The organism is Phyllobacterium sp. 0TCS1.6A, from assembly GCF_026420825.1.
GTDB lineage: Bacteria > Pseudomonadota > Alphaproteobacteria > Rhizobiales > Rhizobiaceae > Phyllobacterium.
Genome location: NZ_JAPMAB010000002.1, coordinates 175,737 through 201,073, shown reverse-complemented (window position 1 = coordinate 201,073; position 25,337 = coordinate 175,737). Strand labels below are relative to the sequence as shown.

25 protein-coding genes are annotated in these 25,337 nt (G+C 62.7%); 17 read left to right on the top strand and 8 right to left on the bottom strand.

The window, feature by feature from the left end; genetic code table 11:
- The first annotated feature begins 62 nt into the window (after nt 1-62).
- From OSJ75_RS05120 to OSJ75_RS05105, 4 genes are all read left to right on the top strand, one after another.
- Nucleotides 63-806, top strand: coding sequence for a TerC family protein (locus OSJ75_RS05120; RefSeq protein ID WP_250020163.1), 744 nt, complete (start codon nt 63-65; stop codon nt 804-806).
- A gap of 27 nt (nt 807-833) precedes the next feature.
- On the top strand, nt 834-1,409 hold the full coding sequence (locus OSJ75_RS05115) for a biotin transporter BioY (protein ID WP_267227162.1): 576 nt from the start codon (nt 834-836) through the stop codon (nt 1,407-1,409).
- Complete coding sequence (locus OSJ75_RS05110; protein WP_267227161.1) at nt 1,406-1,852, top strand: DUF1284 domain-containing protein; 447 nt, start codon at nt 1,406-1,408, stop codon at nt 1,850-1,852. The genes OSJ75_RS05115 and OSJ75_RS05110 overlap by 4 nt, the downstream gene beginning before the upstream one ends.
- A gap of 66 nt (nt 1,853-1,918) precedes the next feature.
- Complete coding sequence (locus tag OSJ75_RS05105) at nt 1,919-2,668, top strand: YebC/PmpR family DNA-binding transcriptional regulator (protein WP_250020166.1); 750 nt, start codon at nt 1,919-1,921, stop codon at nt 2,666-2,668.
- Between the two features lie 91 nt (nt 2,669-2,759).
- Here the strand turns inward: OSJ75_RS05105 and OSJ75_RS05100 are convergent, their stop codons facing one another.
- Nucleotides 2,760-4,178, bottom strand: coding sequence for an APC family permease (locus OSJ75_RS05100; protein WP_250020167.1), 1,419 nt, complete (start codon nt 4,176-4,178; stop codon nt 2,760-2,762).
- 1,203 nt (nt 4,179-5,381) lie between these two features.
- A complete protein-coding gene (rpmE, locus tag OSJ75_RS05095; protein WP_250020106.1) occupies nt 5,382-5,603 on the bottom strand; it encodes a 50S ribosomal protein L31 in 222 nt (73 codons plus the stop codon).
- A 207-nt stretch (nt 5,604-5,810) separates the two neighbouring features.
- On the opposite strand from rpmE, the gene OSJ75_RS05090 reads away from it, so the two are divergent.
- Nucleotides 5,811-7,616, top strand: a complete 1,806-nt coding sequence (locus OSJ75_RS05090; RefSeq protein ID WP_267227159.1) for an ABC transporter transmembrane domain-containing protein — start codon at nt 5,811-5,813, stop codon at nt 7,614-7,616.
- Nucleotides 7,617-7,904: 288 nt separating this feature from the next.
- Here OSJ75_RS05090 and OSJ75_RS05085 read toward each other — a convergent pair whose 3' ends face one another.
- The 6 genes from OSJ75_RS05085 to OSJ75_RS05060 form a co-directional block, all read right to left on the bottom strand.
- Entirely contained in the window at nt 7,905-8,936 is a 1,032-nt protein-coding gene (locus OSJ75_RS05085; protein ID WP_250020104.1) for a peptidoglycan -binding protein, read from the bottom strand.
- A gap of 2 nt (nt 8,937-8,938) precedes the next feature.
- Nucleotides 8,939-9,958 (bottom strand): MotA/TolQ/ExbB proton channel family protein, encoded by a 1,020-nt coding sequence (locus tag OSJ75_RS05080; protein WP_267227158.1) that lies wholly within the window; start codon nt 9,956-9,958, stop codon nt 8,939-8,941.
- A 144-nt stretch (nt 9,959-10,102) separates the two neighbouring features.
- On the bottom strand, nt 10,103-10,894 hold the full coding sequence (locus tag OSJ75_RS05075) for an inositol monophosphatase family protein (protein WP_250020102.1): 792 nt from the start codon (nt 10,892-10,894) through the stop codon (nt 10,103-10,105).
- A 62-nt stretch (nt 10,895-10,956) separates the two neighbouring features.
- The gene (gene efp, locus OSJ75_RS05070; protein WP_250020101.1) at nt 10,957-11,520 is read right to left on the bottom strand and encodes an elongation factor P; all 564 of its coding nucleotides are present in this window, start codon (nt 11,518-11,520) and stop codon (nt 10,957-10,959) included.
- A gap of 117 nt (nt 11,521-11,637) precedes the next feature.
- Entirely contained in the window at nt 11,638-12,618 is a 981-nt protein-coding gene (locus OSJ75_RS05065; protein ID WP_267227493.1) for a tetratricopeptide repeat protein, read from the bottom strand.
- Nucleotides 12,619-12,695: 77 nt separating this feature from the next.
- Nucleotides 12,696-13,358 carry a thiamine phosphate synthase gene (locus OSJ75_RS05060; protein ID WP_250020099.1) on the bottom strand — a complete coding sequence of 221 codons (663 nt, stop codon included), beginning with the start codon at nt 13,356-13,358 and terminating at the stop codon, nt 12,696-12,698.
- Between the two features lie 199 nt (nt 13,359-13,557).
- Here OSJ75_RS05060 and OSJ75_RS05055 point away from each other — a divergent pair, with 199 nt between their 5' ends.
- The 12 genes from OSJ75_RS05055 to tolB all read left to right on the top strand — a co-directional run bounded on the left by OSJ75_RS05055 (nt 13,558) and on the right by tolB (nt 25,152).
- Entirely contained in the window at nt 13,558-14,331 is a 774-nt protein-coding gene (locus tag OSJ75_RS05055) for a sulfite exporter TauE/SafE family protein (protein ID WP_267227157.1), read from the top strand.
- Between the two features lie 132 nt (nt 14,332-14,463).
- Nucleotides 14,464-15,660 carry an OpgC family protein gene (locus tag OSJ75_RS05050; RefSeq protein WP_250020097.1) on the top strand — a complete coding sequence of 399 codons (1,197 nt, stop codon included), beginning with the start codon at nt 14,464-14,466 and terminating at the stop codon, nt 15,658-15,660.
- 84 nt (nt 15,661-15,744) lie between these two features.
- Entirely contained in the window at nt 15,745-17,418 is a 1,674-nt protein-coding gene (locus tag OSJ75_RS05045) for an acyl-CoA synthetase (protein ID WP_267227156.1), read from the top strand.
- Nucleotides 17,419-17,786: 368 nt separating this feature from the next.
- Nucleotides 17,787-18,314 carry a DUF1465 family protein gene (locus tag OSJ75_RS05040; RefSeq protein WP_250020095.1) on the top strand — a complete coding sequence of 176 codons (528 nt, stop codon included), beginning with the start codon at nt 17,787-17,789 and terminating at the stop codon, nt 18,312-18,314.
- An 83-nt stretch (nt 18,315-18,397) separates the two neighbouring features.
- Nucleotides 18,398-18,922 (top strand): crossover junction endodeoxyribonuclease RuvC, encoded by a 525-nt coding sequence (ruvC, locus tag OSJ75_RS05035; RefSeq protein WP_250020094.1) that lies wholly within the window; start codon nt 18,398-18,400, stop codon nt 18,920-18,922.
- 86 nt (nt 18,923-19,008) lie between these two features.
- Nucleotides 19,009-19,626 (top strand): Holliday junction branch migration protein RuvA, encoded by a 618-nt coding sequence (ruvA, locus tag OSJ75_RS05030; RefSeq protein WP_267227155.1) that lies wholly within the window; start codon nt 19,009-19,011, stop codon nt 19,624-19,626.
- 152 nt (nt 19,627-19,778) lie between these two features.
- Nucleotides 19,779-20,819 carry a Holliday junction branch migration DNA helicase RuvB gene (ruvB, locus tag OSJ75_RS05025; RefSeq protein WP_250020092.1) on the top strand — a complete coding sequence of 347 codons (1,041 nt, stop codon included), beginning with the start codon at nt 19,779-19,781 and terminating at the stop codon, nt 20,817-20,819.
- Entirely contained in the window at nt 20,816-21,280 is a 465-nt protein-coding gene (ybgC, locus tag OSJ75_RS05020; RefSeq protein WP_267227154.1) for a tol-pal system-associated acyl-CoA thioesterase, read from the top strand. Before ruvB ends, ybgC begins: the two co-directional genes overlap by 4 nt.
- Before the next feature lie 212 nt (nt 21,281-21,492).
- Nucleotides 21,493-22,200 (top strand): protein TolQ, encoded by a 708-nt coding sequence (gene tolQ / locus OSJ75_RS05015; protein ID WP_250020090.1) that lies wholly within the window; start codon nt 21,493-21,495, stop codon nt 22,198-22,200.
- Between the two features lie 45 nt (nt 22,201-22,245).
- Complete coding sequence (gene tolR / locus OSJ75_RS05010; RefSeq protein ID WP_250020089.1) at nt 22,246-22,695, top strand: protein TolR; 450 nt, start codon at nt 22,246-22,248, stop codon at nt 22,693-22,695.
- A gap of 5 nt (nt 22,696-22,700) precedes the next feature.
- On the top strand, nt 22,701-23,801 hold the full coding sequence (locus OSJ75_RS05005; RefSeq protein WP_267227153.1) for a hypothetical protein: 1,101 nt from the start codon (nt 22,701-22,703) through the stop codon (nt 23,799-23,801).
- Between the two features lie 85 nt (nt 23,802-23,886).
- Complete coding sequence (tolB, locus tag OSJ75_RS05000) at nt 23,887-25,152, top strand: Tol-Pal system beta propeller repeat protein TolB (RefSeq protein WP_250020111.1); 1,266 nt, start codon at nt 23,887-23,889, stop codon at nt 25,150-25,152.
- Nucleotides 25,153-25,337: the final 185 nt, after the last annotated feature.

Here is a 25,337-nt window from a genome sequence, read left to right as displayed (position 1 = left end):
CAGACTTAATTCGCCCAAATGCTTCGCACCATCCGGTCACTCAACAAGGAATGTAAGACCCCATGGAAGCCCTGCTCTCTCATTTCGATTTCATCTATCAGCCAGCCGGCCTGATCGCGCTCGTCACCCTCGTGGTGATGGAGGTCGTGCTCGGCATCGACAATCTGATCTTCATTTCGATCCTGACCAACAAGCTGCCGCAGGAGCAGCAGGCCCGCGCCCGCCGGCTCGGCATCGGCGCCGCGCTCATACTGCGGCTCGCGCTGCTGTTCACGATTTCGATCATCGTCCAGCTGACGGAGCCGGTCTTCGAGGCATTCGGACATGGCTTCTCCTGGCGCGACATTATCCTCATCGCCGGTGGTCTCTTCCTCGTGTGGAAGGCCACCAAGGAGATCCACCACACGGTGGACCACGAGGATGCCAAGGAAGACGTGATCGGCAAGCAGGTGACCCTGACGATGGGCGGCGCCATCACGCAGATATTGCTGCTGGACCTGGTTTTCTCCGTCGATTCCATCATTACCGCGGTCGGAATGACCGATGAGATCGTCATCATGATCATCGCCGTCATCACCGCCGTCGGCGTCATGCTGTTCGCGGCGGAACCGCTTTCGCGCTTCATCGCCGCCAATCCGACGATCGTGATGCTGGCGCTCGGCTTCCTGCTGATGATCGGCATGACGCTCATCGCCGATGGCTTCGGCTTCCACGTGCCGAAGGGCTATATCTACGCGGCCATGGGCTTCTCCGCACTGGTCGAAGGGCTCAACATGCTTGCCCGGCGCCGCAAGAAGAAGCATTAGAAACGAACGGATTTCAAGGAGTACCAAATGACCCCGAATGTGCTGCCAGAGGCCTATGTGCCGCTGAAACTGGCGAACGGGAACCTCGCCTACCAGGTTCTCGCCGTCCTCCTCGGCACGGCATTTCTCGCCGCGAGCTCGTGGATCGAGGTGCCGATGTATCCGGTGCCGGTGACGATGCAGACCTTCGCGGTGACGCTCGTCGGTGCGCTTTATGGCTGGCGCCTCGGCGCTGTCACGGTGCTGGCCTGGCTGGGCGAAGCGATGATCGGTTTCCCGGTTCTTGCCGGCGGGGCAGGCGGCTTCGTCCATTTCGTCGGGCCGACGGCCGGCTATCTCGCGGGCTTCGTGGCGGCAGCCGCAGCGGCCGGCTTCCTCGCAGAGCGCGGCCTGACCCGCAATCCGCTGGTGTCGTCGCTCGTCATGCTGATCGGCAATGTCATCTGCCTGGCGCTCGGCGCGGCATGGCTCAGCTACCTGTTCGGTTTCGACATCGCCTGGACGAGCGGCGTTGCACCGTTCCTTGCCGGCGCGGTGCTCAAATCCGCCTTGGCGGCCGCGACGATCGAGATCATGCGCCGCCGGGGTCTGCGCCTGTCTTGACGGTCAGGCTTCGCCCGCATCACCTGTTGTGCATGCTGACCTATGTCGGCAAGGGCTATAGCGAGGCCTTCGTCGACAATTATGACAGGATCATAGCAAGGCTCTCGGCGGGCGAGGATGTGCTGATATGCGAGGGGCCGGACGATGTCTGCGGCCCCTTGCTCGTTTCCGCCGATGCGCATTGCCGCCGCGAGAGCGTAACCGTCCGCGACCGCAACGCCTTGCGCGAAGTCGGGCTGCTGCAGGGGCGGCCTCTTGCCGTCGGCGACACGATGCGGCTCGATGCCGGGCTGCTGGCGGCGTTTCGCGACGCCTTTGCCAAGGGTGCGACGCGCAGCGCCTGCGGCGGCTGCGAATGGGCGGATCTCTGCTCGCGCGTGGCGAAATCGGGCTTCGACAATGTCAGGCTGGTGGCCAGTGCGGTTCGGCACACGGCACAGTAGACGAACAGGGCGTTTTTCCCTATAAGGGCGCCATTCCAAAATCGCGATAATCTATGCAGGGGCGCCATGGCCGGCCATTCACAGTTCAAGAACATCATGCATCGCAAGGGGCGTCAGGACGCCGTGCGGTCGAAAATCTTCTCCAAGCTCGGGCGCGAAATCACCGTCGCCGCCAAGCAGGGCCTGCCGGACCCGGCAATGAACCCGCGCCTGCGCCTGGCGGTGCAGAACGCCAGGGCTCAATCGATGCCGAAGGACAATATCGAGCGGGCGATCAAGAAGGCGGCCGGCGGCGATGGCGACAATTACGAGGAAGTGCGCTATGAGGGCTACGGCCCGGGTGGCGTCGCCGTCATCGTCGAGGCCCTGACCGACAATCGCAACCGCACCGCCTCCAATGTGCGCGCCGCCTTCACCAAGGCCGGCGGTGCGCTGGGCGAAACCGGCTCCGTCGGGTTCATGTTCAGCCGCGTCGGCGAAATCACCTACAAGCCCGAGGCGGGCGACGCCGACAAGATCATGGAAGCCGCCATCGAGGCGGGCGCCGAGGATGTGCAGAGCGACGAGGACGGCCATGTCATCCTCTGCGCCTTCGAGGATATTGGCGAGGTCTCCAAGGCGCTGGAAGCTGCGCTCGGCGAGGCCGAATCGGTCAAGGCGATCTGGAAGCCGGCGACCACCGCTCCCGTCGATGAAGACAAGGCACAATCGGTGCTGCGGCTGATCGCGACGCTCGACGATGATGACGACGTGCAGAACGTCTATGCCAATTTCGAAGTCAGCGACGAGGTTCTCGCCAAGCTCAGCGCCGCCTGAACCGCGGCCTCGACCAGATGATGAAAGCCCTGCCCGACGCGTGTCGGGCAGGGCTTTTGTTTTCTTGAGCGTCCGGAGACAGGAGTGCGCGTTAGTTTACCGGCCCGTCGCCGCCGAGCGCCGATAGATCGCCGGTGGATTGCACGCCCGTTGCCCGGTTCACCAGCACGGTGACGACCCACAGCACCACGCCGACGGCGATGAGCACGCCGGCGATCTTGTATTGTACCGGATCGCGCCCGGTCCATGGGCCGGCGAAGAAGGCGCATGAGATGGCGCCGACGATCGGCAGCAGGGTCGGGGTGCGGAAGTGGTCGTGCTCCACCTTCTCGCGGCGCAGGACGAGCACCGCGACATTGACGATCGTGAACACGAAGAGCAGCAGAAGCGCCGTGGTGCCGCCGAGGGCCGGCACCTCGCCCACGAACAATATCAGGCCGAAGGCGAGCAGCGTCGTGAAGCCGATGGCCCAATAGGGCGTGCGGCGCGTCGGATGCACCTTGCCGAAAAGCGGCGGCAGCACATGTTCGCGGCTCATGCCATAGACGAGGCGGCTCGCCATCAGCATGTTGATGAGCGCGCTGTTCGCCACGGCAAACATGGTGATGAAGCCGAAGATCCAGATCGGAAATCCGGGCGCTCCGGCCTGCACCACCTTGAGCAGGGGCGTCTCGCCCTCGCCAAGCTCTGCGGGGGATACGAGCGTAATCGACGAGATCGAGACCAGCACGTAGATCAGCCCGGTTATCAGCAGGCCGGTAAGGAGAACCTTCGGGAAGATGCCCGAAGGATTCTTGCATTCCTCCGCCATGTTGACGGAATCCTCGAAGCCGACCATGGCGAAGAAGGCGAGGGTGGTTGCCGCCATGACCGACCAGAATATGCTGCTGTCCGGTGTCGAGGCGAACTGGGTGATGCGGGAAACATCGCCCTGTCCCCCGGCGATGGCCCACAGGCCGATGAAGATGATGATCAGCAGGCCGGTGAGCTCGACCATGGTCAATACGACATTGGCCTTGACGCTTTCGCCGACGCCACGGAAATTGATGATCGCGACGAGCGCCATGAAGGCGAGGCCGACAAGCGAGATCCCTATGCCCGCCTCGAGATTGAGCTGGAACGCGCCTGAAAGATTGGCCGCGAATGCCCGCGATGCCGTCGACGCCGAGGTGATGCCGGAGCACATGACGGTGAAGGCGACGATGAATGTGATGAAATGGATGCCGAAGGCCTTGTGGGTATAAAGCGCGGCGCCCGCCGCCTTCGGATATTTGGTGACGAGTTCGAGATAGCTGAAGGCCGTCACCACGGCCACGACGAACGCGATGAGGAAGGGCAGCCAGACCACGCCGCCAACCTGCTTGGCGACCTGGCCGGTCAGGGCATAGATGCCCGTGCCCAGAATATCGCCGACTATGAAGAGAAGAAGTAGCCAGGGTCCCATGACCCTATGCAGACTGGGCTCGATTTCGGCGCCAGTCTTGCTCGTCGCGGAAGCCGCGTTTGCCATGGATAATCCTCCCTTGCGCGCCACAACTGTCGGAAAAGCTATTGGCGAATCAGAAACTTGTCAAACAGTCCTGGTGATGCAGCGCTTTAAAGGGATTGCATCAACGTTGCTGCGCCCTTCGACAGGCTCAGGATGAGGGAGAGTAGAGTTTTGCAGGGGGATAATTCAGCGAGGCTTCCAACCTGGGCTCCCAACCTTCCCGCCACCAACCCACGTCCCTCATGCTGAGCCCTTTATGGTGAGTTCGTCGACCACGAAGCACGCACTATTTTGATGCGGTGCTATAAAAAAGCGATTGCACAAACGTTGCTGCGCCCTTCCACAGGCTCAGGATGAGGGAGAGTGGAGTTTGGCAGGGGGATAATTCTGCGAGGTTTCAGATCATGGCTCCCGACTTTTCTGCAATCAAATCAATCATCCTCATGCTGAGCTTGTTGAATGACCCCACAACAGTAATGCAACACACGTCCCCTCTGGTGGGATAAATGGAAACTTATCCCACCACTTTGAAACCGGGTTATTTTGATTCGGTCCTTTCCAGTGGGGGAGCAGCTTCCGGAGCTGTTTCGATTGCTGGGAAAGGGTGGCGTTGCCGAAAGATCGGAAGTGACAACCCCGATTGGGCGGCAAACTGCAGAAGGAAACGGAGGTGGCGCTTCGTTTTCCGGGTTGTTGCGTCTGACAAACGTGACAATGGCAGGCAAAGACGTCGCGGGCGGTCTTCGGACCTCGACCCTGATACCTACTGACGCGCTGAAGACCGCCCGTCTCCCCCCATTTCAATGACCAGACGCGATTTTCGCGGGCGTGGTGCGGATTTTCCGTATTCAGCAGGGATTGCCAACCACCAAGTTCCCTCATGCTGAGCCAACCTCCCTCATGCTGAGCCTGTCGAAGCACGCACTATGCTTTTGCAGCGCTCAAAAAAAGGATTGCACAAACGTTGCTGCGCCCTTCGACAGGCTCAGGATGAGGGAGAGTAGAGTTTTGCAGGGTTGTAGCTGTGCGAGCTTGCAAGTGGTGAGGACTTGCAGAACTACCACCCTGCCACCAGCCCACACCCCTCATGCTGAGCCTGTCGAAGCACGCAGCAACAGGAGTGCAATCTACCGGAAGGCTGCACCGCACTTCCAAAATGGCACGCCCCAAAAAGAAAACGGCCCCGAAAGATCGGAGCCGTCAGACAAGCCATGGAGGCAGATATTATATGCCGAGATTGGCGAAACGGCTCTTGAACTTGGAAACGCGGCCGCCACGATCGGTGAGCTGTGCGGAACCGCCGGTCCATGCCGGATGGGTGGACGGGTCGATGTCGAGGTTCATCGTGTCGCCTTCCTTGCCCCAGGTCGAACGGGTCATGTATTCGGTACCGTCGGTCATGACGACCTTGATGTTGTGGTAGTCGGGATGAATATTGGCTTTCATCGGTCTATTCCTGAACTGGTGGGCGCAGGACCGGTTCCACGAGGTTGCGTGGATTTGGTCGGTCATGTGCCGATTGTTAGAGATGAAGCCAAACGCCGCAAGGGCATGGGCTTCCAAAACTGTTGGCGAGCCTATACATCAGCCTTGGAGCAATAACAAGGCCGTATGGCTGCAAAGTCGCATCGCGGCGTTAGGAAGATCGAGGTAATGGCCGAACTGGCGTTTGAAGATGCCGAAAAGAAGCGGCGGACGCTGAAACCGTTGCGGCGGATAATCCCCTACATGACGCGCTACAAGCCGTGGCTGGCGGGCGCGCTGGTGTCGCTGGCGCTTGCGGCGGGAACGACGCTGACGCTGCCGCTCGCGGTGCGCCGCATGATCGATCACGGCTTCTCCGGCTCCAACGGTGCCTTCATCAACAATTATTTCGGCATGCTCGTGCTGCTCGCGGCGCTGCTCGCCATTGCCTCGGCCGGCCGCTATTATTTCGTCATCACCCTGGGCGAGCGCATCGTCTCCGACCTCAGGCGCGACGTCTTCGGGCATTTGACCACGCTGTCGCCGTCCTTCTTCGACAATAGCCGCTCAGGCGAGATCGTCTCGCGGCTGACCGCCGACACGACGCAGATCAAATCCACCGTGGGGGCGACAGCCTCCATCGCGCTGCGCAACATCATCCTGGCGCTCGGCGCCATGGCGATGATGATCATCACCAGCGCCAAATTGTCGGGCCTCGTCATCCTGGCGATACCGGTGATCATCATACCGCTCATCGCCTTCGGCCGTTCGGTGCGGCGGCGCTCGCGGCGGGCGCAGGACCAGCTGGCCGACGCCACCGCCTATGCCAGCGAGTCGATCGTCTCCATGCGCACGGTGCAGGCCTTCACCAACGAGCATCTCGCCACATCGCGCTTCGGCCAGGCGGTGGAGGATGCCTTCGCGGCGGCGCGCGCCTCGGTGCTCGCCCGCGCATTCCTCACCGCCTTTGCCATTTTTCTCATCTTTTCGAGCGTCGTCGCCGTGCTCTGGTTCGGGTCGCGTGACGTGCTCTCCGGCGCGATGACGCCGGGAACGCTCGGCCAGTTCCTGCTTTATTCGGTCTTCGCCGCCGGTGCGCTCGGCGCCCTGTCGGAGGTATGGGGCGAACTCAGCCAGGCTGCCGGCGCGGCGGAGCGCCTCGCCGAGATACTCGACGAGACACCGGCCATCCGCGCGCCGACAAGGCCCGCGCCGCTGCCGAGCCCGGCAAGGGGCGGCATCAGCTTCGAGAAGGTCGGCTTCAACTATCCGGCGCGGCCGGATGCGCCGGCCTTGAACGGGCTGGATTTTGCCGCAAGGCCCGGCGAGACCATCGCCATCGTCGGCCCGTCCGGGGCGGGGAAGAGCACGGTCTTCGCGCTGCTGCTGCGCTATTACGATCCGGTTTCGGGGCGGATTCTCATCGACGGCGTCGACCTGAAGGATGCCGATCCGGCCGATATACGCAGCCGGATCGCCATCGTGCCGCAGGATACGACGATTTTTGCCGCGACGGCGCGCGAGAATATCGGCTTTGGCCGGCCGGGCGCCGACGATGCCGAAATCGAGGCCGCGGCGAAGGCGGCGCTGGCGCATGAGTTCATCCTTGAGCTCGACCATGGCTATGACACGCAGCTCGGCGAGCGCGGCGTCATGCTCTCCGGCGGCCAGCGCCAGCGCATCGCCATCGCCCGGGCGATCCTGCGCGATGCACCGATCCTGCTGCTCGACGAGGCGACTTCGGCCCTCGACGCGGAGAGCGAGATGCTGGTGCAGCAGGCGCTGGACCATCTGATGCAGGGTCGCACGACGCTCGTTATCGCGCATCGCCTCGCCACCGTGCTGAAGGCCGACCGCATACTGGTGCTTGAGCATGGCCGCATCGTCGAAGAGGGGACGCACCAGACGCTGGTGAAGGCCAATGGCGTCTATGCAAGCCTCGCCAAGCTGCAATTCGAGGCCGGCGCGAATGCCTTCAGGGGCGCCGCCGAATAGCGGTAGCCCTTGGAGTGAACTTCAGCTCGGGTCACACTAGAAATATATAGTTGCTAGTGATCCTTTCGAATCTGAAGTTCATCTGACGCTGCTGCAATAATGTCGTGAACTTCAGATTCGGGTCACTGGTGTGGTGGAATTGAAATACGCCTGACTATGGCAGCAGGGGCCGGAGCGTATTTCAATTCCGAAAACCACACTAGAAACATATAATTGCTAGTGACCTTATCGAATCTGAAGTTCATCTGACGCTGCTGCAATAATGTCGTGAACTTCAGATTCGGGTCATTAGCGTTCCGTCAGCTTCAATTCGATGCGGCGGTTGCGCGCCCGCACTTCCGGCGAATTCCCCGGCTCCAATGGCTGGAATTCGCCAAAGCCCGCAGCGACCAGCCGATTGGCCGGAACGCCATTGGCCATGAGGAACTTCACCACCGAGATGGCGCGGGCGGAGGAAAGCTGCCAATTGTCCTTGAACTGGCCGGTGCCGGACAGCGCGACATCGTCGGTATGGCCGTCGACGCGCAATACCCAGTTGATCTCCTCGGGGATTTCCCGCTGCAGGTCGATCAGGGCGACCGCGAGCTTCTTCATCTCCTCCGATCCGGCAGGGTTCAGCTCGGCCGTGCCGGAGGCGAACAGGACTTCGGACTGGAAGACGAAACGATCGCCGACGATGCGGATATTCTCGCGGTCCGACAATATTTCGCGCAGGCGGCCGAAGAAATCCGAACGGTAGCGGTTGAGCTCCTGCACCCTTTGCGCCAGCGCGACATTGAGGCGCTTGCCGAGATCGGCGATCTTGGCATTCGACTCCCGGTCGCGGGATTCCGACGCATTGAGCGCTTCCTCGAGCGCGCCGATCTGCCGGCGCAGCGCCGCGATCTGCTGGTTCAATATCTCCACCTGCGACAGCGCCCGCGCGCTGATCTGCTTTTCGTTCTCGAGCCCGGTGGAAAGCTCGTTGATCCTGCCCTCGGCCGCCGCACCGGCGCCAGCGCCCTGCGACAGCAGCGACTGCAGCCGCGACTGTTCGTTCTGCGCATTGGACAGCGACGCCTGCAGGTTGGCGATCGTATCCTCCAGGTCTTGCTTGTTGCCCTGTTCGAGCGACAGAAGCTGCGTCAGCTCGTTGATCTGGGCGTTCAGGCGGTTGAGCACGGCATCCTTGCCGGTGATCTCCTGGCTGAGCAGGAACTGCGCCAGCACGAAGACGGAGAGCAGGAACATGATCGAGAGGAGCAGCGTCGACAGCGCATCGACGAAACCCGGCCAGTAATCCACATGGCGGACAGGTCTGCGGTTGCGGGCAAGCGCCATCGTCAGGGCTCTTTCCGCTGGATGGCGTCGGTCAGCCGGTCGAGCGTGTGGCGTATCGCCTTCTGGTCGTCGGCCTGTTTCTCCACCCAGTCGCGCATCATCTGCTGTTCGGATCGCATGTTCTTGACAAGGCCCTGGATGCCCTCGGCAAGGTTGGCGAGCGCGGCTGTGGTGCGCTGGTTGGAACCGCCGCTCTCCTGCATGTTCTGCAGGCGCTCCGCCAGCGCGCGCAGCTCATCCGAGGTACCGGCGCTTGCGGCATCGAGGGCGTGAAGGTCCGAACCGAGATCGGTGACGCTGGAGAGCCAGTTTTCCAGCTCCGTATAGAAGCGGTTCTGGGCGCGGCCGGCCTGCAGGTCGAGGAAGCCGAGGATCAGCGAGCCGGACAGGCCGAACAGCGACGAGGAGAAGGCAGTGCCCATGCCGCGCAGCGGCGATTGCAGCCCCGCCTTCAGCGAATCGAGCACGCTGTTGGCGTCGCCGGCGCGCGGATCGAGCGACTGGATGGTCTGGCCGATCGAGCCGATGGTTTCGAGCAGGCCCCAGAACGTGCCGAGCAGGCCGAGGAATACCAGCAGGCCGATGAGATAGCGCGAGATGTCGCGGGTTTCGTCAAGTCTCGTCGCGATGGAGTCGAGCATCGAGCGCATGGCGCTCGTCGAAAGCGCCATGGACTGCCGGCGCCCGATCAGCGCCCGCATCGGCGCGAGCATGGTCGGCCTGGCGTCGGTATCGTGGTCGCCGCGGCGGAAGGAATTGACCCAGCGCACCTCCGGAAACAGCCGGATGACCTGGCCGAAGGCGAGCAGGATGCCGACGAGCAGCACGCCGAGGATAAGCCCGTTCAGACCGGGATTGGTGGTGAAGAACTGCGATATCTGCCGAAAAAGGATTGCCCCGAGGAAACCCACGATGACGAGGAAGATCGCCATGGAGAGAAGTACGAAACGTGGGCTTGAAAGCCGGTAGGGGTCGTAATCATCATTGTCCAGACCGTGATGGGTCGAACTGAAATCGGCCATATTCTCGTCTCCGCATCGCCCGTACATACATCATATGTATGCAAACCAAGGGGGTTGCGCGGAGCCTAGCCGAAAATATGGTCGAATTGGAAGGTTGGAATGCGGCGGCAAGACATTTTGTCCGCCGCAGCCTTTCAAATCGGATCAGACCGGCTTTTTGAGCGTCTTCAGCAGCGCGCGCTGGATGGCTTCGTTGCCGGCGACGAGCGCCTTGCTCTCGATGACGTTCTGGCCGCCGTCGAGATCGGTGACGAAGCCGCCGGCCTCGCGGATCAGGACGATGCCCGCGCCCGTATCCCAGGGATGGAGGCCATCTTCCCAGAAGCCGTCGAAGCGTCCCGCCGCCACGTAAGCGAGGTCCAGAGCCGCAGCGCCGAGGCGCCGCACGCCGGAAACCTCGCCCATGACATTGCGAAGCTGGAGCAGGTAATTGCCATGGTCGCCGCGGCCGAGATGCGGCACGCCGGTACCGATGACGGCATCGACCAGCTTCGTGCGCCCGGCAACGCGCAGCCGGCGGTCGTTGAGGAAGGCACCGCCGCCGCGCTCGGCCGTATAGAGCTCGTCCATGGCCGGATTGAAGATGACGCCGGCGACGATCTGCCCCTGGCGCTCAAGCGCGATGGAGACCGCGAACATCGGGATGCCATGCAGGAAGTTGGTGGTGCCGTCCAGCGGATCGACCAGCCAGCGATGCTGCCCGTCGCTGCCTTCGACCGCGCCGGTCTCCTCCATCAGGAAGCTGTAATCCGGGCGGGCGCGCTTCAATTCGCTGAAGACGATCTCCTCGGAACGCTTGTCGGCCTGGCTGACATAATCGCCCGGACCCTTCAGCGACACCTGGAGATTCTGCACTTCGCCGAAATCGCGCGCCAGCGAGCGGCCAGCCTTCATGGCAGCCTGCACCATTACATTGAGGATCGCTGAACGCGCCATTCGAATTTATCTCCGTCAGTCAGGATGGGTTGCGGCAACATGCGGTTGCCGCATGCCGATGCTCAGTCCGCGCGGCGGACATAGGTGAGTTCGTTGGTGTCGACGATGATGCGCTCGCCGGACGAGATGAACGGCGGAACCAGTACGCGGATGCCGTTTTCCAGCACTGCGGGCTTGTAGGACGATGCAGCGGTCTGGCCCTTGACCACCGGGTCGGCTTCCGTGATCGTCAGCGTCACCTGGTCGGGGAGCGAAATGCCGATGGGGCGCTCGTCGTAGAGTTCGACGGTGACCATCATTCCGTCCTGCAGGAAGGCGGCGCGGTCGCCGACGAAATCCTTCTGCAGTTCCAGCTGTTCGTAGCTTGCGGTATCCATGAAGATCAGCGCGTCGCCCTGCTCGTAGAGGAAGGAGAAATCCTTCTGCTCGAGGCGGACCTTCTCGACGGTCTCGGCCGAGCGGAAACGCTCGTTCAGCTTGGTGCCGTTGATGAGGTTCTTCAGCTCGACCTGGTTGTAGGCGCCGCCCTTGCCCGGTTTCACGGCGTTGGTCTTGACCGCGACCCAAAGGCCGCCATCATGTTCGATCACATTGCCTGGACGGATTTCATTGCCGTTGATTTTCATTTGTCTATCCGGATTGAAGTTTGAACTGGCGCCCGCGGCGACCGATAATGGCGCTCCAAGACCACAAAATCACGCGATAGGCAAGAGAAAGCGCGAAAAACCGCAGCCGGGCGCGGTTTATCGCAGCCTGTTGGCCTCCGAGATGGCGGCCGCCATCTGGCTGTCGTCCAGCCCGTCGAGGAAGGAATTGAGGTCGGGATCGTTCAACCCGGCGCGCCGTGCCACGATGTACCAGGCGGCCGCCTTGACACTGTCGCCCTCGACGCCGAGCCCGTCGCGATAGAGCTTCGCCAGCCTCGCCTGCGCCGCCACATTGCCGCCGGTCGCCGCCCGCAGCATCCAGCCGAAGCCGGTCTTGTAGTCGCGCTTGCCGCCGCGCCCCTCGACGAGCCAGGTGCCGAGATCGAGCTGCGCCGTATCGTGGCCCTTGATCGCCGCGCTGATGAGGAAGACCCGCGCCCGCGCCTCGTCGCGCTTGATGCCGGGCGTGCCATTGGCGAGAACCTGGCTCACCGCATATTCGGCGTCCGCGAGGCCCTTCTTCGCCGCCTTCTCGAACCATGGATAGGCATTGTCGAGCCCGGTCGAGCCGGGCTTTTCCTGCATCAGCATCTGGCCGAGATTGAACTGGGCGGCGGCATTGCCGGCATTGGCGGCCGCCTCGGTCAGCTGCCGGGCCTTTGCCGGGTCCTTCGCCACATATTGGCCGTCGAGAAGGATGGCGGAGTAGCGGAACTGCGCTTCGGGCGAGCCCTGTTCGGCTGCCTTGCCGTACCATTTGGCGGCTTCGGCGGGATTGAACGGCACGCCGAGGCCGCGCGACAATATCTCCGCCACCAGCACCTGCGCCGCGGCGTCGCCCGCCTCGGCCCGCGGCAGCGCGAGATTATAGGCGGTCTTGTAGAGGCCGCGCTGATAGGCGCCGAAGGCGTCGTCCTCCGGCGGCTTGCCGAAACGAGTCGGATTGACCGCCTGCGCATTCTCGTTGGCGGATTTCGGCTTGTCCTGCTTTGGCGCCGTCGCCGGTGCCTGTTCCTGAGGGGCAGCAGGCGATCCAGCAGATGGGGCAGCAGGGGAAGCGTCCTGGCCGAAAGCCATGCTGGGGGCCAGCAGCACCAGGGCGAGCGCTGCGTTTCTGGCGGCAAGACGGCTGGAGCGGATCAATCTGCCCTCCTTCATTCCTGGTCTTCGAACATGGGCGCGGTCTCGTCCAGAAGCCGGTTGGCTTCCCGCATCGCCGCTTCCGGGTCGTCGCCGCCGAAAATGGCCGAGCCGAGCGCGATGAACTCGGCGCCGGTGCTTGCCGCATCGCCTATGCTTTCCATGCTGCTGCCGGCCTGGATGATGCAGGGGATCTCGACCATTGAGGCCCACCAGTCCGCGAGCTCGACATTGCGGGGATGCGCATCGGGCCTGGCATCCGCGCCGATCTTGCCGAAGAGGACGTAGTCCGGCTGCGCCTCGCCGATTTCGAGCGCCGAATGCCGGTTCTTGATATTGCCCGTACCGACGATCAGCCGCGGCGACAGTCGGGAAACGAGGTCGGCGATTTCCGCGGCCTTGCCTTCCACATGCACGCCGTCGGCCTTGATGCGCCCGGCGATCTGGGTGTTGCCGACGATGATGGCGGCCGCGCCGGCCTGCTGGATGACCGGCACCGCGGCCTCGCACATATCCTGGAAACGCGCCTCGTCCAGATCGTATGGCGGCAACAGGACCGACGCCGCATCTCCCCCGGCAAGGGCCTGCGACAGGCGCGCGGCCAGCTCTTCCGGGGTAGCGGCTTCAGGCGCTACAAGAACGATGCGGCAACGGTGGGGAATGGTGTCGTTACTCATGCTGATTACCCTGTCGGCCGTTCTGTCGAAGAATAGTGATGGAATTCGGGCATAAAGGATAGGGCGCGTTTTGAACAGGCCGCGATTTGGCGCGGCGGCGAATTTTTGCAGCCAAAACAGGGGATTTGCCGGCCGCAGCCATTTTCAACCGGCGCAAACAGGCGTAAACGGCAGTGTCTCCCGCCCGGATATCTCCGCCATGCCCGATCTTCTGACGAATCCCTGGTTCTTTGCCGCTGCGGTCCCCGCAACCATCCTCATCGGCCTTTCCAAGGGCGGGCTGGGCGGCGCGATGGGACAGATCGGCGTGCCGCTGATGGCGCTGGTCATGCCGCCGGTGCAGGCGGCGGCGATCATGCTGCCGATTCTTCTGGTGATGGATGTCGCAAGCCTCTGGACCTGGCGCGGCTTCAGGGACGTGCAGACGCTCAGGCTCATGCTGCCCGGCGGCCTCATCGGCATATTCGTCGGCTGGCTGACGGCCTCGGTGATCTCGGACGACATGGTCAAGCTCATCGTCGGGCTGATCGCGATCATCTTTTTCGCGCGCTACATGCTGGCGAGCCCTGCAAGACGCGCGACGCCGCAGCCGCACAATGCCGGCTCCGCGACGCTGTGGTCCAGCCTTGCGGGCTTCACCAGCTTCGTCGCCCATGCCGGCGGGCCGCCCTACCAGATCTATGCCCTGCCGCTGCGGCAGGACCCGCGCGTCTATAATGGAACCAGCGTGATCTTCTTCGCCATCATCAATGCGGTGAAGGTCATTCCCTATTTCGCGCTCGGCCAGTTCGACCGGACGAACCTCCTTGCCTCGGCGGCGCTGATGCCGCTGGCGCCGCTGGCGACCTTCGCCGGCGCGTGGATCGTGAGGCGCATGCGACCCGAGATTTTCTACCCCTTCATGTACGGCATGATTCTGCTGATGGGGCTGAAGCTCACATATGACGGAGTGGTCGCCCTGTTATATTCTTGAACTAAAGTTGATCGGCAATACCGCAACTTTTGCCTTAGGAAGACATTAATCAAACCGACTAGCCAAGCTGAATCGCTAGCCCGAATCCCGGGCATCGAGCTTGCGGATTGCTGACAGGAAGTGGTGAACAACATGACACAGAGCCAGACAAAACAGCGGGACACCCGCATCGATGTCTTCAGGGCGCTGGCGCTGTTGACCATCTTCATCAATCACGTGCCGGGAACGATCTACGAGCACCTGACCCACAAGAATTTCGGCTTTTCCGACTCGGCCGAGGCCTTCGTCCTCATCTCCGGAATAGCCGTCGGGCTTGCCTATGGCTCCAAATTCTCGGCCGGCAGCCGTTTCCTGATGACGCTGAAGGCATGGCGGCGGGCGGCGACGCTCTACAGCACCCATATATTGACGACGATCGCGACGCTGGCGATCTTCTGCGCCGCCGGCATCTACCTGAAGCGGCCGGATTTCATGTCCTTCATCAATATCGGCCCGCTGATGGACGAGCCGGCCAAGGCGCTGATCGGCCTTGCGACGATGGGCCACCAGCTCGGCTACAACAACATCCTTTCGATGTATGGCGTCCTCCTGCTCATGCTGCCGCTGTTCCTGGCGATAGGCAGCGTCAGCATCAGCGCCATGGTCGGCATTTCGGGCGTGCTGTGGCTGGTTTCCGGCGTCTACCAGATCGCGCCGCCGAACTATCCGACCGATGGCGTCTGGTTCCTCAACCCGCTGTCATGGCAGTTCCTGTTCGTCATCGGCATCGCCGGCATCATGCACGTGCGCCGCGGCGGCAGCATCGCCTTCAACAAATATCTGTTCGCCCTGTCGGCGGCCTATATCCTCATCGCGCTCGTCTGGGTGCGCTGGCCGCTCTGGGGCGTCGATACCTCGCTCGGCCTGCCGATGGTGGTCACCGGCTTCGACAAGACCTTCCTGTCGCTGACGCGGCTCGCCCATGTGCTTGCGCTGGCCTATATCATCGTTTCGGTGCCGGCGATCTCCAATCTCGCCCGCACCGCGGTCGATCATCCGCTGGCCATTCTCGGCAAGCATTCGCTGCCGGTCTTCGTGGCGGGAACGATCCTCGCAATGGTGGCCCAGGTGGTCAAGGTGATGAATCCCGGCGGCCTGCTCGACGATACGCTGCTGATCGCCAGCGGCATCATGGCCCAGTTCGCCCTTGCCTATTACCTCGAATGGCTGCCGCGGATCGGCTGGGGCGCCAAGGCCGCTCCGAAGCCGGCCCTGCCGGCCAAGGGCCCTGTCGCCGGCAAGGTGCAGGTGGCCGGTTCGGTCAAGGTCGCCGGCAACGTCCTCGCCTAGGTTTCGGCTAAAGAGACTGGCCAAGGGCGGCCGGACCTGCTTCTATCGCATCAGGGAGTCGTCTGGTGATGTGGGAGGCAGTGCATGGGTGGAATGTTCGATCGGGATCTTGACCGGAACGAAGCCAATCACCAGCCGCTGACGCCGCTTTCCTTCCTGGAGCGTGCCGCGCGGGTCTATCCGTCCCGCACCGCCATCATCCACGGCGCCGAACGCACGGACTACGCCACCTTCTACGCGAGATCGCGCCGGCTGGGATCGGCGCTGCAGCGCGCCGGCATCGGCAAGGGCGACACGGTAACCGTGATGCTGCCCAATACGCCGCCGATGCTGGAGGCGCATTTCGGCGTGCCGATGACGAAGGGCGTGCTGCATTCGCTCAATACCAGGCTCGACGCCCCGATCATCGCCTTCCAGCTCGACCATGCGCAGACGAGGATCGCCATCGTCGATACGGAGTTCGCGGAGGTCTTCGCCGCCGCGCTCGACCTGTGCAGCGTCAAGCCGCTGGTCATCAATGTGGTGGACGGGCAATATCCGGCCGATGCCCCGCATCCGGCGGGGGCGATGATCGGCGATCTCGACTACGAGAGCTTCCTCGCTTCCGGCGATCCGGAATTCGCCTGGTCGATGCCGGACGACGAATGGGACGCGATCAGCCTCAATTATACCTCCGGCACCACGGGCAATCCCAAGGGCGTCGTCTACCACCACCGCGGCGCCGCCCTCATGGGCTATGGCAATATCGTCGCCTCGGGCCTCGGCCGCTACGCCGTCTATCTCTGGACGCTGCCGATGTTCCACTGCAATGGCTGGTGCTTTCCCTGGACGCTGGCGCTGCAGTTCGGCACGCATGTCTGCCTGCGCTGGGTGCGGGCGAAGCCGATCTACGATGCCATCGCCGATCATGGCGTCACCCATCTGTGCGGCGCGCCCATCGTCATGTCGACGCTGATCAATGCGAAGGAGGAGGAGAAGCGGCGCTTCCCCCATACGGTGTCGTTCAATACCGCCGCCGCTTCGCCGCCGGAGGCGATCCTCGCCGGCATGGCCGAGGCGGGGTTCGAAGTGACGCATCTCTACGGGCTGACGGAGACCTATGGCCCGGCAGTGGTCAATGAATGGCAGCAGGAGTGGGATGCGCTGGAGCCGGGCGCAAGGGCGGCGCGCAAGGCCCGGCAGGGGGTGCGCTATCCCTCGCTCGAGAACCTCGCGGTGCTCGACCCGCAGACGCTGGAGCCGGTTCCCGCCGATGGCAGGACCATCGGCGAGGTGATGTTCCGCGGCAATATCGTCATGAAGGGCTATCTGAAGAACGCCAAGGCCAGCGCCGAGGCCTTCGCCGGCGGCTGGTTCCATTCGGGCGATCTCGGCGTTCTCTATCCGGACGGCTACATACAGCTGAAGGACCGCTCCAAGGACATCATCATTTCGGGCGGCGAGAACATTTCGTCGATCGAGGTCGAGGATGCCATCTACAAGTTTCCCGGTGTCGGCACCTGTGCCGTGGTCGCCTGTGCCGACGAGAAATGGGGCGAGACGCCGCTGGCATTCGTGGAGATGAAGCCGGGACATGCGGCGGAGGCGGCGGAAATCCTCGCCCATTGCAGGAAGGTGCTCGCCCCGTTCAAATGTCCGCGTCATGTCCTGTTCGAGGACATACCGAAGACGTCGACCGGCAAGATCCAGAAATTCGCCCTGCGCAGGCGGGCGGAGGAATTCGCCATGGCCGGGCAGGAGGCACGGCCGTCCGCATGAGGCCGGACGGCTGCGAAAGTGCAATTCGCTTGTCGGCGTTAACCGATCATTAAGCATTACAATCTATAAATTGATCATCCAGTTTTCTGGATTCTTACCAAGTGGTTTGGCCACTTTGTTTGACGCCTCCCTGTTAGACTCCTGAGAGCCGCCTCGTTTTGCGGCTCTTTTTTTATGTTCATATCCTCGCGGGCACGCTGCCGTTAACCCTTTATTAAGGATAAACTTGCGCTGATGTATCCGACCGGGCAGGTTGCTGGGGAATACCGCCCGCCAACCGTTGTGATGTTCGACCTGCTGCGCCAGTAAGAAGCACTGCTTTGACGAAATTGCGGATTGCGGCAGCGCATTAGATGACAGGGCATATGATGGGTGAACACGAATTTCGGGCTGACAATACGATTCGACTGGCGGACCGCATGGTCCGCTCCGAGGGCTTCAACCTGCTTTACGACGAGGGCATGAACCTGGTCGAGGAGGCTGCGGCCTATCTCGACGGCGAGGGGCGCGAGGCGGCGCGCTCGATGTCGCGCACGGCCGCGACGCTTTATGCGGCCGAATCGATGCGCCTGACGACGCGCCTGATGCAGGTCGCCTCATGGCTGCTGCTGCAGCGGGCTTCGCGCAGCGGGGAAATGACGCTGGAGCAGGTCCTCTCCGAAAAGGCCAAGGTTCGCCTCGATACGGATTCGGCGCCCGAGAGCGCCGCCGGCTGGGAAGATATCCCGGAGGACTATCGCGGTATCGTCCACCGCTCGCTGCGCCTGCAGGCGCGGGTGCGGCAGATGGACGACGAAATCTACAGCGGCGGCAGGACCCCGCGCCCGAGCTTCCTGACGCCAAATCCGGTTTCGGACCAGATCAGCCTGCTCGCCACCGCATTCGGTCATCGGTAAAAAGCCGGTCGAAACGACAATTTGTTTCTCTTTTGTTCACCTTTCTGCTGTCAAGTCGCCTGACACGGGATTAAGGTCCGCACATGAAAGAAGCGATTCGCATCATCGGCATCGATCCGGGGCTCAGGCGCACCGGTTGGGGCATTATCGAGACGCTCGGCAATTCGCTGCGCTTCGTTGCCTCGGGTACGATCAGCTCGGATGCGAAGCTCGACCTCGCCTCGCGGCTCTGCCAGCTTCATGACGGCCTCGCAGCGGTGATCCACCAGCTCGTGCCGCATGAGTCGGCGGTGGAGCATACTTTCGTCAACAAGGATGCGACGGCGACGCTCAAGCTCGGGCAGGCGCGCGGCATAGCGCTGCTGGTACCGGCGCTGGCCGGCCTCAAAGTGGCGGAATATGCGCCGAACGCCGTGAAAAAAGCGGTGATCGGCGTCGGCCATGGCGAAAAAGCGCAGATACACATGATGGTGAAGGTGCTGATGCCGAAGGCGACATTCGACACCGACGATGCGGCCGACGCCCTTGCGGTGGCGATCTGCCATGCGCACCACCGGCAGAGCGCGATCGGGCGGCTGGCGATAGAACAGAAGCTGGCGGCGCTGTAGGCTGCCGGAAGCGGTGGAATTTTTGGGCGGCACCGATTCCGGGCGGCACCATGACAATCGGGATGCTCTGAACACGGGGTGGCGGCATGATCGGAAAGTTGAAGGGCACGGTGGACGAGATCGGCGAAGATCACGTCATTCTCGATGTGCACGGCGTCGGCTACGTCGCCTATTGCTCGATGCGGACGCTGTCCAGCCTGCCGGGCGCGGGCGAAGCTGCGACATTGCTGATCGAGACCTATGTGCGCGAGGATCTCATCCGCCTCTACGGCTTCGGCACGGTGCTGGAGCGGGAATGGTTCCGCCTGCTGCAGAATGTGCAGGGCATCGGCGCAAAGGTGGCGCTGAGCGTGCTCGGCACGCTGTCCCCGTCGGACCTCGCCAATGCGATCGCGCTGCGCGACATAGCCATGGTCAGCCGCGCGCCGGGCGTCGGCAAGCGCGTGGCGGAACGGATCGTCACGGAACTGAAGAACAAGGCGCCGGCCTTTGCGGGCGAGGCGTTGGGCACGATCGGCCTGAAGCAGGAACTCGGCGAAGGCGTCGCCGCCGCGCCGGTCACCGATGCGGTTTCGGCGCTGACCAATCTCGGCTATTCCCGCGACCAGGCCGCCAATGCCGTTGCCGCCGCGCTCAAGGAGGCCGGGGAGGGCGCCGATTCGGCCAAGCTGATCCGCCTGGGGCTCAAAGAACTGGCGCGATGAACGACGAAAAGACCTGTTCCCGACTATGCCGGGCGGCCCGGGCTTGGTATTTGCCGCAAAGAGTTTCTATAAGGCTGCATGGAACATGCTGAGCGCACGTCACAGGCCGATATCGACCTTCCACCCAATCGCAGCGCATGCGGGAGGCGCCAATGAGTGAGACCGACCGCCTTCTGGCGCCGGAGAAACGCGGAGAGGACCTCGATACCAGTCTTCGCCCGCAGACGCTGGCCGATTTCGTCGGCCAGGCCGCCGCGCGCGCCAATCTCAAGGTATTCATCGATGCGGCGAAGGCTCGCGGCGAGGCGCTGGACCATGTCCTGTTCGTCGGGCCGCCCGGCCTCGGCAAGACCACGCTCGCGCAGATCATGGCGAAGGAGCTCGGCGTCAATTTCCGCTCCACTTCCGGGCCGGTCATCGCGAAAGCCGGCGATCTGGCGGCGCTTCTGACCAATCTCGAAGAGAACGACGTTCTCTTCATCGACGAGATCCACCGGCTCAATCCGGCTGTCGAGGAGATCCTTTACCCGGCGATGGAGGATTACCAGCTCGACCTGATCATCGGCGAGGGACCTGCGGCGCGTTCGGTGAAGATCGACCTGGCTAAATTCACGCTCGTCGCCGCCACCACGCGGCTCGGCCTGCTGACGACGCCGCTGCGCGACCGCTTCGGCATTCCGGTGCGGCTCAATTTCTATACGGTGGAGGAGCTGGAACATATCGTGCGCCGCGGCGCCCGCATCCTCGGCATAGGCATGACCGATGACGGCGCGCTGGAAGTGGCGCGGCGGGCGCGCGGCACGCCGCGCATTGCCGGGCGGCTTCTGCGCCGCGTGCGCGATTTTGCCATCGTCGACGGCCGCGACAGGATCGACCGCGAGATAGCCGACAGCGCGCTGCTGCGGCTCGAGGTGGACAAGCTCGGGCTCGACCAGCTCGACCGCCGCTACCTGGCGATGATCGCGCATAATTTCGGCGGCGGGCCGGTGGGGATCGAGACCATCGCCGCGGGCCTGTCGGAGCCGCGCGATGCGATCGAGGACATTATCGAGCCCTATCTGATCCAGCAGGGGTTCATCCAGCGGACGCCGCGCGGCCGGGTGCTGACCGCCAATGCGTGGAAGCATCTCGGGCTCAGCGCGCCGGCCGATATCGTGCAGCAGCAGATCGCACTGTTCCAGGACGACGAATGATGGCCGACAAACCGATGGATGCAGCCGCAGCGCTGGCTGGTGAACTGACGGCCGACGGCCATCGTCTCCAGGCGCGCGTCTACTATGCCGACACGGATTTCTCCGGCGTCGTCTACCATGCCCGCTACCTCGAATTCCTCGAGCGCGGCAGGACGGATTACCTGCGCCTGCTCGGCGTCCATCATTCGGAACTTGCAGAGGGCAAGCTCGGCGAGAGCATCGTCTGGGTGGTGCGGCGCATGGAGATCAACTTCCGCTCGGCCGCGCGCATCGACGACATATTGACCGTCGAGACCCATACGGCAGCCATTTCCGGCGCGAGGGTGAAGATGGCCCAGTCGATCAGCCGCGGCGACGAGCTGCTGCTGACGGCGACGGTGGAAGCCGCCTTGGTCAATGGGGCAGGGCGGCCGCGGCGGTTTCCGGCCGAATGGGTCGAACTTTTCCGCCCGCATCGGTGAGTTCGAGTAAAAAAACTTATAATCGAACAAATATTTGAATCATAACTGATCCTTAACCATAACAAATCATGAATAGACGGCAGGGAACGAGGCGTTTGGCGTTAACGCCTTCGTTTTACCAAAATTAACGTCAAGAAGCCGCGTTAAGGTTTACTGGATGAGAGACGATTGCAGCCCGGTCGCCAAGCCGGGTTTTCGGATTCGAGGATAATATGGAAGATTTAGCGGTTGCCGTTCAAGCGTCGGATGTATCCTTGTGGGGATTGTTCTGGCAGGCTGGCCTCATCGTCAAGCTGGTGATGATCGGGTTGTTGGGCGCTTCGATCTGGACCTGGGCGATCATCATCGACAAGATGCTCGGCTTCGGCCGGGCCAAGCGCGCCTTCGACCGGTTCGAGCAGGTGTTCTGGTCGGGCCAGTCGCTCGAGGAGCTCTATCGCAATCTCGGCGACAAGCGAACGGTCGGCATGGGCGCGATATTCGTCGCAGCGATGCGCGAATGGAAGAAATCGTTCGAAAAGGGCGCGCGCTCGCCGATCGGCCTGCAGATGCGTATCGACAAGGCGATGGACGTGGCGCTGGCCCGCGAGAGCGACTACCTGTCGGCACGGCTCACTTCGCTGGCGACGATCGGATCGGCCGGCCCGTTCATCGGGCTGTTCGGAACGGTCATCGGCATCATGACCTCGTTCATGGGCATTGCCGGTTCGAAATCGACCAGCCTCGCCGTCGTGGCGCCCGGTATCGCCGAGGCCCTGCTGGCGACGGCGATCGGCCTCGTCGCGGCCATTCCGGCGGTCATCGCCTACAACAAGCTGTCGAGCGATGCGGGCAAGCTTACGGCGCGCATGGAAGGCTTTGCCGATGAATTCTCTGCCATACTCTCGCGGCAAATCGATGAGAAGCTGCCGCGGGCGTGAGTACCGGACTGATGGCGCAACAATATCATTTACGGGATTGACGATATGGGCATGTCAGTGGGTAACAGCGGTTCTGCCGGCGGGCGCCGGCGCCGCGGACGTCATTCCAAGGGTTTGATGAGCGAGATCAACGTGACGCCGCTCGTCGACGTCATGCTGGTGCTGCTGATCATCTTCATGGTCACCGCGCCGATGATGACCGTCGGCGTGCCGATCGACATGCCGGAGACGTCGGCCCAGACGCTGAACAGCGAGGCCGACCCGATCTATGTGACGATCAATCCGCAGGGCCAGATCTATCTGCAGGAAACCGAGATCACCATCGACGAGGTGGTGCCGCGGCTGCAGGCGATTGCCAAGACAGGCTATAAGGAGCGGATTTTCGTCAAGGGCGACAAGGCCGCCGATTACGGTACCATCATGAAGGTCATGGCCAGGATTTCGGGCTCGGGCTTCAGCAATATAGGCCTTGTGAGCCTTCCGGAAGGCAACTGATCCAAATGCGGGCCAGCATAACATCATCCGCAATCATCCACGCCGTCGTGCTGGGCTGGGGACTGTTGTCCTTTTCCGCCCCGAGCCCGATGGACATGGCGAATTCGGAATCGATGCCCGTGGAAATCATCTCGGATGTCAGCCAGCTGCAGCAGGGCGACAAGACCGCTGCGAAGAACGACAAGCCGGCGCCGAAGCCGAGCGAGAAGCCGCAGACCGTGCCCGACGCGCAGAATATCGGCGAGAGCGATACGGATACCGACACCAAGCCGGTGCCGGAGACCAAGCCCAAGCCGGTCGAGGCGGCCGAGGCGCCGAAGCCTTCCGAGATGCCGGTCGAGAAGCCCGAACCGCAGCCCGATCCGAAGCCCGAAGTGCAGCCCGAGCCGACGCCGGTGCCCGCGACAGAGGTGAAGCCGGAACCGGAGCCGCAGCAGGAGGTCAAGCCCGACCCCGTTGCCGAAGCCATCAACGAGACCAGGACGGCGACGATCCCCACCGAGGCGCCGAAGGCGGAGCCTGCGCCGGTGGCCGAAAAGCCGGCCGAGGAACAGATGAAGCTGCCGGAAAAGGTGGCGATGCCCCAGGCAAAGCCGACGCCGCCGGCCCAGACCGCCAAGACGCCGGAGCGCAAGGAACCGACCGAGAAGCCGAAGAAGACGCAGACGGCCTCGACGCCTTCGAAGGACAAGGGCATTGCCGACGAGGTCGCGGCGCTCCTCAACAATCAGAAGCCGGCGGGCGGCGGTGCCAAACGGTCGACGGATCGGGCATCCCTCGGCTCGCAGAAGCCGAGCACGGGCGAGAAGCTCAGCCAGAGCGAAATGGACGCCCTGAAGGGCGCCATCCAGAAGTGCTGGAACGTTCCGGCAGGCGCGGAAGATGCCGACGGACTGCTGGTTACCGTGAAGATGCGGCTGACCCGTTCCGGCGAGATAGAAGGCACGCCCGAAGTTTCGGGTTCCGGGAGTTCGCCTGTACAGCGGGCGGCAGTCGAGAGCGCACGCCGCGCCGTGCTGCGCTGTGCACCATACTCCCTGCCGCAGGAGAAATACGACACCTGGGCAGACGTGACGGTCAATTTCGACCCGCGTGACATGTTCTGAACCAATCGGCCAGCCAGATGAGGGCCCCCAAGCTATGATGAAACTAATCCGGATACTTCTTCCAACCTTTGCGGCGGTCTTCGCCATGGTCATGACCATGAATGCGGCGGCCCGGGCAGAAGTCGTCATCGACATCACCAAGGGCACGGTCGAGCCGCTGCCGATCGCCATCACCGACTTCCTGTCGGGCGATCAGCTGGGCGCGCAGATATCGAGCGTGGTCGCCGCCGATCTGGAGCGGTCGGGGCTCTTCGCCCCGATCGACAAGGGCGCCTTCATCGAAAAGATATCCAACCCGGACGCACAGCCGCGCTTCGACGACTGGAAGGTCATCAATGCGCAGGCGCTGGTGACCGGGCGGGTGACCAAGCAGGGCGACGGCAGGCTGAAGGCGGAATTCCGTCTCTGGGATACGTTTGCCGGCCAGCAGTTGGAAGGGCAGCAGTTCTTCACCTCGCCGGACAGCTGGCGCCGGGTGGCCCATATCATCGCCGATGCGATCTATGAGCGGCTTACCGGCGAAAAAGGCTATTTCGATACGCGCGTCGTGTTCGTCGACGAGTCCGGTTCCAAGGAAAAGCGCATCAAGCGCCTGGGGATCATGGACCAGGACGGCGCCAATGTGCGCTATCTGACGAATGGCAAGGATCTCGTCCTGACGCCGCGCTTCTCGCCGAGCCGCCAGGAAATCACCTACATGTCCTATGAGCATGGCCGGCCGCAGATCTACCTGCTGCAATTGGAAACGGGCCAGCGCGAGCTTGTCGGCAACTTCCCCGGCATGACCATCGCGCCGCGCTTCTCGCCGGACGGGCAGAAGGTCATCATGAGCCTGCTGCAGGAAGATGGCAGCGCCAATGTCTATTCGATGGATCTGCGCAGCCGCACCACGACCCGGCTGACGAGCACGAGCGCCATCGATACGGGCGCGTCCTATTCGCCCGACGGAACGCAGATCGTGTTCGAATCCGATCGCGGCGGCCGCCCGCAGATCTACAAGATGGGCGCCGACGGTTCCAATCCGCAGCGGATATCCTTCGGCGACGGCTCGTATTCGACGCCGGTCTGGTCGCCGCGCGGCGATCTCATCGCCTTCACCAAGCAGTCGGGCGGCCAGTTCTCGATCGGCGTGATGAAGACGGATGGATCGGGCGAGCGCATCCTGACCAGCGGCTATCATGACGAGGGCCCGACCTGGGCGCCGAACGGCCGCGTGCTGATGTTCTTCAGGATGCCTCCCGGCAGCGCCAGCCCGCATCTGATGACGGTGGACCTGACCGGCCGCAATCTCCGCCAGATCCAGACGCCCAACCTGGCGTCCGACCCGGCCTGGTCGCCTTTGCTCGAATAGGATGCCGGATCATTGCAAGGTTAATCGCGGCGGAGTTCCCACTTCGCCGCGATCGTCGTTTTTCCGCCGCATTCCTCGCCTTAAGGATGCGGCACAACCAATAAATTCGCCGTTAGTCCTGGTGTTAAGAGTGGATTAACCCTGTTTCTTGAGCGAGCCTTAACCTCGATATGGTTACTGCTTGC

Bases quoted from the DNA above. Each gene is read 5' to 3' on its own strand.
- ruvC (WP_250020094.1), top strand. From the start codon at position 18,398: ATGAAAGAAGCGATTCGCATCATCGGCATCGATCCGGGGCTCAGGCGC.
- OSJ75_RS05045 (WP_267227156.1), top strand. From the start codon at position 15,745: ATGGGTGGAATGTTCGATCGGGATCTTGACCGGAACGAAGCCAATCAC.
- OSJ75_RS05040 (WP_250020095.1), top strand. From the start codon at position 17,787: ATGGGTGAACACGAATTTCGGGCTGACAATACGATTCGACTGGCGGAC.
- OSJ75_RS05060 (WP_250020099.1), bottom strand. From the start codon at position 13,358: ATGAGTAACGACACCATTCCCCACCGTTGCCGCATCGTTCTTGTAGCG.
- ruvA (WP_267227155.1), top strand. From the start codon at position 19,009: ATGATCGGAAAGTTGAAGGGCACGGTGGACGAGATCGGCGAAGATCAC.
- OSJ75_RS05050 (WP_250020097.1), top strand. From the start codon at position 14,464: ATGACACAGAGCCAGACAAAACAGCGGGACACCCGCATCGATGTCTTC.
- OSJ75_RS05090 (WP_267227159.1), top strand. From the start codon at position 5,811: ATGGCCGAACTGGCGTTTGAAGATGCCGAAAAGAAGCGGCGGACGCTG.
- OSJ75_RS05005 (WP_267227153.1), top strand. From the start codon at position 22,701: ATGCGGGCCAGCATAACATCATCCGCAATCATCCACGCCGTCGTGCTG.
- OSJ75_RS05075 (WP_250020102.1), bottom strand. From the start codon at position 10,894: ATGGCGCGTTCAGCGATCCTCAATGTAATGGTGCAGGCTGCCATGAAG.
- tolR (WP_250020089.1), top strand. From the start codon at position 22,246: ATGGGCATGTCAGTGGGTAACAGCGGTTCTGCCGGCGGGCGCCGGCGC.
- OSJ75_RS05115 (WP_267227162.1), top strand. From the start codon at position 834: ATGACCCCGAATGTGCTGCCAGAGGCCTATGTGCCGCTGAAACTGGCG.
- tolB (WP_250020111.1), top strand. From the start codon at position 23,887: ATGGTCATGACCATGAATGCGGCGGCCCGGGCAGAAGTCGTCATCGAC.
- OSJ75_RS05120 (WP_250020163.1), top strand. From the start codon at position 63: ATGGAAGCCCTGCTCTCTCATTTCGATTTCATCTATCAGCCAGCCGGC.
- efp (WP_250020101.1), bottom strand. From the start codon at position 11,520: ATGAAAATCAACGGCAATGAAATCCGTCCAGGCAATGTGATCGAACAT.
- OSJ75_RS05065 (WP_267227493.1), bottom strand. From the start codon at position 12,618: ATGGCTTTCGGCCAGGACGCTTCCCCTGCTGCCCCATCTGCTGGATCG.
- OSJ75_RS05100 (WP_250020167.1), bottom strand. From the start codon at position 4,178: ATGGCAAACGCGGCTTCCGCGACGAGCAAGACTGGCGCCGAAATCGAG.
- tolQ (WP_250020090.1), top strand. From the start codon at position 21,493: ATGGAAGATTTAGCGGTTGCCGTTCAAGCGTCGGATGTATCCTTGTGG.
- ybgC (WP_267227154.1), top strand. From the start codon at position 20,816: ATGATGGCCGACAAACCGATGGATGCAGCCGCAGCGCTGGCTGGTGAA.
- OSJ75_RS05080 (WP_267227158.1), bottom strand. From the start codon at position 9,958: ATGGCCGATTTCAGTTCGACCCATCACGGTCTGGACAATGATGATTAC.
- OSJ75_RS05085 (WP_250020104.1), bottom strand. From the start codon at position 8,936: ATGGCGCTTGCCCGCAACCGCAGACCTGTCCGCCATGTGGATTACTGG.
- rpmE (WP_250020106.1), bottom strand. From the start codon at position 5,603: ATGAAAGCCAATATTCATCCCGACTACCACAACATCAAGGTCGTCATG.
- ruvB (WP_250020092.1), top strand. From the start codon at position 19,779: ATGAGTGAGACCGACCGCCTTCTGGCGCCGGAGAAACGCGGAGAGGAC.
- OSJ75_RS05055 (WP_267227157.1), top strand. From the start codon at position 13,558: ATGCCCGATCTTCTGACGAATCCCTGGTTCTTTGCCGCTGCGGTCCCC.
- OSJ75_RS05105 (WP_250020166.1), top strand. From the start codon at position 1,919: ATGGCCGGCCATTCACAGTTCAAGAACATCATGCATCGCAAGGGGCGT.